5 protein-coding genes are annotated in these 5,843 nt (G+C 74.9%); all 5 read right to left on the reverse strand.

Features of this window, described 5'->3' with window-relative positions; translation table 11 throughout:
• Window positions 1-23: 23 nt before the first annotated feature.
• Complete coding sequence (locus HA073_RS13345) at window positions 24-1,247, reverse strand: multidrug effflux MFS transporter (protein WP_043324765.1); 1,224 nt, start codon at window positions 1,245-1,247, stop codon at window positions 24-26.
• 264 nt (window positions 1,248-1,511) lie between these two features.
• The gene (locus tag HA073_RS13350; RefSeq protein WP_166456515.1) at window positions 1,512-3,656 is read right to left on the reverse strand and encodes a 2-oxo acid dehydrogenase subunit E2; all 2,145 of its coding nucleotides are present in this window, start codon (window positions 3,654-3,656) and stop codon (window positions 1,512-1,514) included.
• Complete coding sequence (locus HA073_RS13355) at window positions 3,653-4,555, reverse strand: thiamine pyrophosphate-dependent dehydrogenase E1 component subunit alpha (RefSeq protein WP_043324767.1); 903 nt, start codon at window positions 4,553-4,555, stop codon at window positions 3,653-3,655. The genes HA073_RS13350 and HA073_RS13355 overlap by 4 nt, the downstream gene beginning before the upstream one ends.
• Complete coding sequence (locus HA073_RS13360; protein ID WP_223201113.1) at window positions 4,552-4,791, reverse strand: acyl carrier protein; 240 nt, start codon at window positions 4,789-4,791, stop codon at window positions 4,552-4,554. The genes HA073_RS13355 and HA073_RS13360 overlap by 4 nt, the downstream gene beginning before the upstream one ends.
• Window positions 4,788-5,798, reverse strand: a complete 1,011-nt coding sequence (locus HA073_RS13365; protein ID WP_043324769.1) for a 3-oxoacyl-[acyl-carrier-protein] synthase III C-terminal domain-containing protein — start codon at window positions 5,796-5,798, stop codon at window positions 4,788-4,790. Before HA073_RS13365 ends, HA073_RS13360 begins: the two co-directional genes overlap by 4 nt.
• Between the last annotated feature and the right edge of the window lie 45 nt (window positions 5,799-5,843).

Consider the following 5,843-nt stretch of genomic DNA (forward strand, 5'->3'; position numbering starts at 1 on the left):
CACCCCGCGCGCCGGACGGTCCGTCAGTGCGCGACCGCGACCGCCGGATCCGCCTCCAGGCCGGCGAGCTGCGACGGCCGCACCACGACCAGCAGCACCGCCAGCGCCGCCACCATCCCGCCGGCCACCACCAGCGCCATCGCCACCGCGCCGGTGCCGAGCACGCCCACCAGCGGCGCCGCCACCGCGCCCACGCCGAACTGCACCGCGCCCAGCAGGGCGGACGCGGTGCCGGCCGCCTCGCCGTGGCGGGACAGGGCCAGCGCCGGGGCGTTCGGCATGGCCAGACCCGCCGCCGCCAGCACCAACCACAGCGACACCAGCAGCGCGGGCAGCCCGCCGAAGCCGGTCGCGGCGAACACCAGCAGCGCCAGCCCGGCCACCGTGCCCCCCGCCAGCGAGGCCACCAGGATCCACTGGGAGGAGTAGCGGCGCAGCAGCCGCACGTTGTACTGGGTCGCGCCGATCAGGCCCACCGCGCCCGCCCCGAACGCCAGCCCGAACTCCTGCTCGTTGAGGCCGTACCCGTCCTGGAGGACGAACGACGAGCCGGCCACGTACGCGAACAGCGCCGCCATGGCCAGGCCGGCCACCAGGACCAGGCCGACGAAGACGCGGTCGCGCAGCAGCCCGCCGTAGTTCATCACTGTCGCCACCACTCCGCCGCGCTGCCGGCGCGCGGGCGGCAGCGTCTCCGGCAGCGCGAGCGTGGCCAGCACGACGAGCAGCACCCCGAAGACGGCCAGGACCACGAACACGCCACGCCAGTCCGTCCACCGCAGCACACCACCGCCGAGCGTCGGGGCGAGGACCGGCGCCGCGCCCATCACCAGCAGCAGCCGGGACAGCATGGTGGCGAACGCCGACCCGCTGAACAGGTCACGCACCACCGCCATCGCGACCACTGCGGTCGCGGCGACGCCGAGGCCCTGCACGACCCGCAGGACGCCCAGGACGGCGACGTTCGGGGCGACCACGCACAGCGCCGACGCCACGATGTGCAGCAGCAGACCGGCGATCAGCGGACGGCGCCGCCCGACCGCGTCCGACAGCGGCCCGATCAGCAACTGGCCGACGGCGAGCCCGGCGAGCGTCCCGGTGAGCGTCAACTGCACCGCCGCCGACGTGGTCGCGAAGTCCGCCACGATCGCGGGCAGCGCGGGCAGGTACATGTCGATGGTCAGCGGACCCACGGCGATCAGCGAGCCGAGGACGAGCACGAGCCTCAGGCGCTGGCTGCGGCTCATCAGGTCACCCGGGGTGGGCGTCGGGGTGGCATCGGTCGTCTGGGGCGTCCCGGCCCGGTCGTGCGACCGGGCGCGGGAGGGTGCGGCACTCACACAGTGAGTCAAATGCGCCCCCCGTGATCACATTCCCGTCTCGGCGAGAGGTAACGCAGGTCACGCGCCTGCCCACCGGTGCGGCACGCCGCCGGGGCCGACGTCGCTGCCGGCGCCGGACGGGGACGAGGCGGCTGCGACGACCGCACGGCGGCCGATCCGGGGTGCCGGTCAGCGTTGCAGCACCTCGCCGAGCGCAGCCAGGTACGCCCCGGCCTGCGCCCCGTTCACGAGCCGGTGGTCGTACGCCAGCCCCAGGTCCGCCACCGCCCGCTCGCGTACCCCGCCGTCGCCGTCGAGCACGACCTCGCGGTGCACGTCCGGCACCGAGAGGGCGCAGGTGACGCCGGGCGGGATGATCGGCCGGGACACCGTGACGCCGGGTGTGTCGTTGAGCGCGACCAGGAAGTTCATGCCGGCCATGTCCTCCTCGCGGAGCCGTCCGCGCAGCGCCTTCATCCGCAGCGCGACCACGGCGTCAGCGAGGTCGCCGAGGTCCAGTCCGGCCGCGTCGCGGATCACCGGCAGGAACAGTCCGGTGCCGACGTCCACGGTGAGCCCGATCGACGGCGCTTCCGCGTCGACCACCAGCCCGTCGCCGGTGAGCCGGGCGTAGAGGGCACCGAACCGCTCGTGCAGCGCGGCCACGGCGGCGATGACGACCTCGGTCAGGCCGACCGTGGCGCCGGTCTGGCCGGCGGCGCGGCGGGCGTGTGCGAGCGCTGCCGTCACGTCGACGCGCACGGCGGTGAAGGCCACCGGGATCTCCCGGTGCGAGGTGGACACCACGTCGGCGATGCGGCGCTGCGCCGGTGGCAGCGGCCGTCCCGGCGTCGCCGTCCGCGTCCCCACGGCCTCCACCTGCTCCGGGTACGCCGCAGCGGGCGAGCCCAGCGGCTCTGGCGGGGCGGGCACGGCCGACTCGGGCAGGATCCGGCCGATGGGAGCGCCCGGGGCGCAGTCGGCGCCGGCTGCCACGTCCTGACGCAGCACGCCGGCCCGCGTCGCCGCGAGTTCCTCGATCGCCTTGGACGTCTCGACCGCCGCGACCGGCTCGCCGGCCTCCACCGTGGCGCCGTCCGCGACCAGCCATTCCAGCAGCACGTAGCTGTCGTCGTTGGGGTTGAGCCGCGGTACGTCCACCGGGACGCCCGCCTGCGCCGCCGTCGTCGGAGCGGAGGGCGGCGGATCGACGGGTGACGGATCGGTGCGCGGAACCGGAACCGCGCCGGGCACGCCCGGAGACACGCCGGCCGGAGTCGCCGGGGCGTCAGCCGGTCCGCCCCGGTCGCCGGTCGCCACCGGCGCGGCGGCCAGGCGCATGATCCGGTCCAGGATCGCGTCGGTGCCGAGCAGCACCGCCTGTTCCAGGTGCGGCGCGGACGGGATGACCCGGTCGGCGGAGCTGACCAGCTCGACCGGGCCGCGCAGCAGCGGCCACGCCTCGGCGTGCAGGCGGGCCGCGACCTCGCTCCCCCACGTGCCGCCCGCGGTGCTCTCCTCGGCGACGATCACGCCGTGCGCGCCGGCGAGCAGGTCGCGCAGGTTGTCCACGTCCACCGGGTAGAGCCGCGCCGGGACCAGCACCTCGACCGTACGTCCCCGCTCGGCGGCCCGCGTGGCGGCGGCGATCGCCCGGTTGGCGACCCCGCCCGGCGCGATGACGAGCGTCGGCGCGCCGGTGGCGTCCGGGTCGTGGACGCGGGCCCAGTTGCCGTCCGCGCCGCGCGACTCGAAGGCGAGGCGGTCGTCGACGCGGCCGTCCACGTACCGCCGCTGAGTGTAGAGGATCTTGTCCTCGAACAGCATCGCCGGTTCGTCGCGGCGCAGCGCGGCGGCCAGCACGTCGGCCGCGTCGTGCAGCGGGGACAGCTCGTACAGCGCGAGGTGCGGGATGCCGATGAAGTGCTTCTGCGGGCTCTGGCTGTGCGTCGCGCCGTAGCCGCGCCCGCCGCCGACCGGGCAGCGGATCACCACCCGCATCGGAGTGCGCTCGCCGTACATGGCGACGGACTTGGTGATCAGGTTGAGGATCGGGTCGAAGGCGAGACCGGCGAAGTCCCCGAACATGATCTCGACGATCACTGTGTCGCCGCACAGCGCCAGGCCACCCGCGACGCCGGTGATGCCGTTCTCGCTCAGCGGCGTCGACAGCACCCGGTCGGGGTAGGCGGTGGAGAGGCCCTGGGTCACCTTGAACGCCCCGCCGTACGGGTCGGCGACGTCCTCCCCCAGCAGCCAGGCCCGCTCGTCGGCGGCGAACAGCGCGTGCAGGGCACGGTTGAGGTTGCGGCTCACCCGTTCCGCGCGCGTCACGCCGCCGCTCCGCGCGCGAGCGGCCGAGCCAGCACCTCGGCCGAGACCTCCGCGACCCGCTGCCGGGCCCGCGCGTCGGCGGCCGCGAACCGCTCCGGGTACGCCTCGGCGTACCGCTGGAGCCAGTCGAGGCGGCGCAGCCGGTCGAGTTCGTCGGCGGGCCGGGTGTCGTCGCCCTTGCTGTGCGGGCCGAGCCGGACCGTGTGCTGCACGAGCACGTGCGGCGTCCGGGTGGCGCGGACCCGCTCGACGTGCGGCGCGGCGGCGGCGCGTACCTCGGTGAGGTCGAACGAGCCGGACTCGCTGACGGTGATGCCGAACCCGGCGACCCGGCCGGCGATGGTGCCGGCGAGCTGCGCGGTGGTCGGGGTGGACTGGGCGATCCGGTTGTGCTCGACCACGACGAGCAGCGGCACCCGCCACAGCGCGGCCATGTTCAGCGCCTCGTAGACAGCACCCTCGCCCCAGGTCCCGTCGCCGATGTACGCCACCACGATCGCGTCCTGCCCGGTGCGGTTGAGGTGCAGTCCCACGCCGACAGCGGCGGGCAGGCTCTCCCCCTGCACGCCGGTGGACAGGAACCGGTCCCGGCGCAGGTGCTGGCTGCCGCCGTACCCGTGGCACACCCCGCCGTCGCGGCCGAGTAGTTCCGCCAGCAGGCCCTCCGGGTCGCCGCAGTGCGCCAGGTAGTGCCCGTGTCCGCGGTGGTTGCTGAACACGAAGTCCCCGGTCAGCAGTGGGGCCAGCGCTACCGGGACGTACTCCTGGCCGAGGCAGGTGTGCGTGGTGCCGGCGAGGTGACCGTCGGCGTACAGGCGCAGCAGGTGCTCCTCGAAGCGGCGGATGAGCAGCCCCGCGTCGAGGTCGGCGTCGTCGAGCGGGGCCGGCGCGGCGCTCACTCCGGCACGCCCCGCTGGGCGAGCAGCGCGCGCAGGTCGCCCACCGACCGCACGGTCCGGATCTCCCGGGGCGTCAGCGAGATCCGGTACGCGTCCTCGACGGCCACGACGATCTGGAGGTGACGCAGGCTCACCCACGCGGCGGTGGTCGCGGGACCGGTCTGCGCGTCGACCTGGTCGACGGGCAGTTCCAGCACGTCGGCGACGAGCCGCACCAGCCGGCTGGACATGCTCATACCTCGATGATCGTACAGGCCCAGTGGGTGCCCCGGCCCAACGAGATCAACGCGACCCGGTCGCCCTCGTGCAGCTCACCGGCGTCGAGCAGGCGGCTCAGCCCGAACAGTTGGTCAGCCGCGCCGAGATGCCCGTACTCGGCCGCCAGTGCCCGGTTGGTCCGCTCCGGCGGCACCTTGTGGGCCTCGGCGAGCGACGTCATGGCGCGTTCGTTGTCGGCGACCAGGATCAGCCGCGCCAGGTCGGCGACGGTGACGCCGGCCCGCTCGCAGGCGCGTTCGGTGACCCGCACCATCCGCTCGTCGAGGTGGCGGGCGTACTGCGCGAACTGCTCGGGGTCGTAGTCGAAGAACTCCATCACGTGCCACACGTCGCGGGCGGCCGGCGGCTCGGCGCCGGGTGCGAACGGCGCCGCGGCGCCACCGCCGTCGAGCCGGTAGAACCCGGCGTAGCGGCCGTCGGTGGCGGCCTCGGTGACCTGCCAGCGCAGCCGGGGGTGCCCGCGCCGGGCCACTGTGGCCACCGCGCCGTCGGAGAACACCATCGGCTGGGTCTCCATCCGGTTCCAGTACGCCTCGCAGGTCCGGTTGGCCGCGATCACGAGCGCGGTGTCGTACTCCGGGTGGGTGGCGAACTTGCCGGCGACGGTGTCGAGGCTGAGCACGCCGGTGGTGCACGCCTGGGTGAGCAGCACCGCTTCGGCGCCGGCCGCGCCGAGCCGGTACGCCAGGTCGGCGGCGGCGTCCCAGTAGAGGTGTTCGGTGAGGTCGGTGACGGCGAGCACCAGCAGGTCCACCCGCGCGGCGGGCAGCGTGGCGGCGTCCAGGGCGCGGCGGGCGGCCCGCTCGGCGAGGTCGGTCAGGCCGACGTCCGGCGCGGCGCGGTGCACCCGCCGGTAGCCGTAGCCGAGGACGCGGTTGACGTCGTCGGTGTACTGCGCCACCACGTCGGCGACGGGCGCCGGGTCGCCGAGCGCCTCACCGAAGGACACCAGCCCGAAGCTCATGCTCGACCGTCCCGCCGCAGATCCGCCGCTGCTTACCATTCCCCC

It is taken from the genome of Micromonospora sp. CMU55-4 (genome assembly GCF_011602315.1).
Lineage (GTDB): Bacteria > Actinomycetota > Actinomycetes > Mycobacteriales > Micromonosporaceae > Micromonospora > Micromonospora chalcea.

Excerpts from the sequence above, each read along its gene's own strand:
- HA073_RS13365 (WP_043324769.1), bottom strand. The coding sequence starts at position 5,798 with ATGAGCTTCGGGCTGGTGTCCTTCGGTGAGGCGCTCGGCGACCCGGCG.
- HA073_RS13360 (WP_223201113.1), bottom strand. The coding sequence starts at position 4,791 with ATGAGCATGTCCAGCCGGCTGGTGCGGCTCGTCGCCGACGTGCTGGAA.
- HA073_RS13345 (WP_043324765.1), bottom strand. The coding sequence starts at position 1,247 with ATGAGCCGCAGCCAGCGCCTGAGGCTCGTGCTCGTCCTCGGCTCGCTG.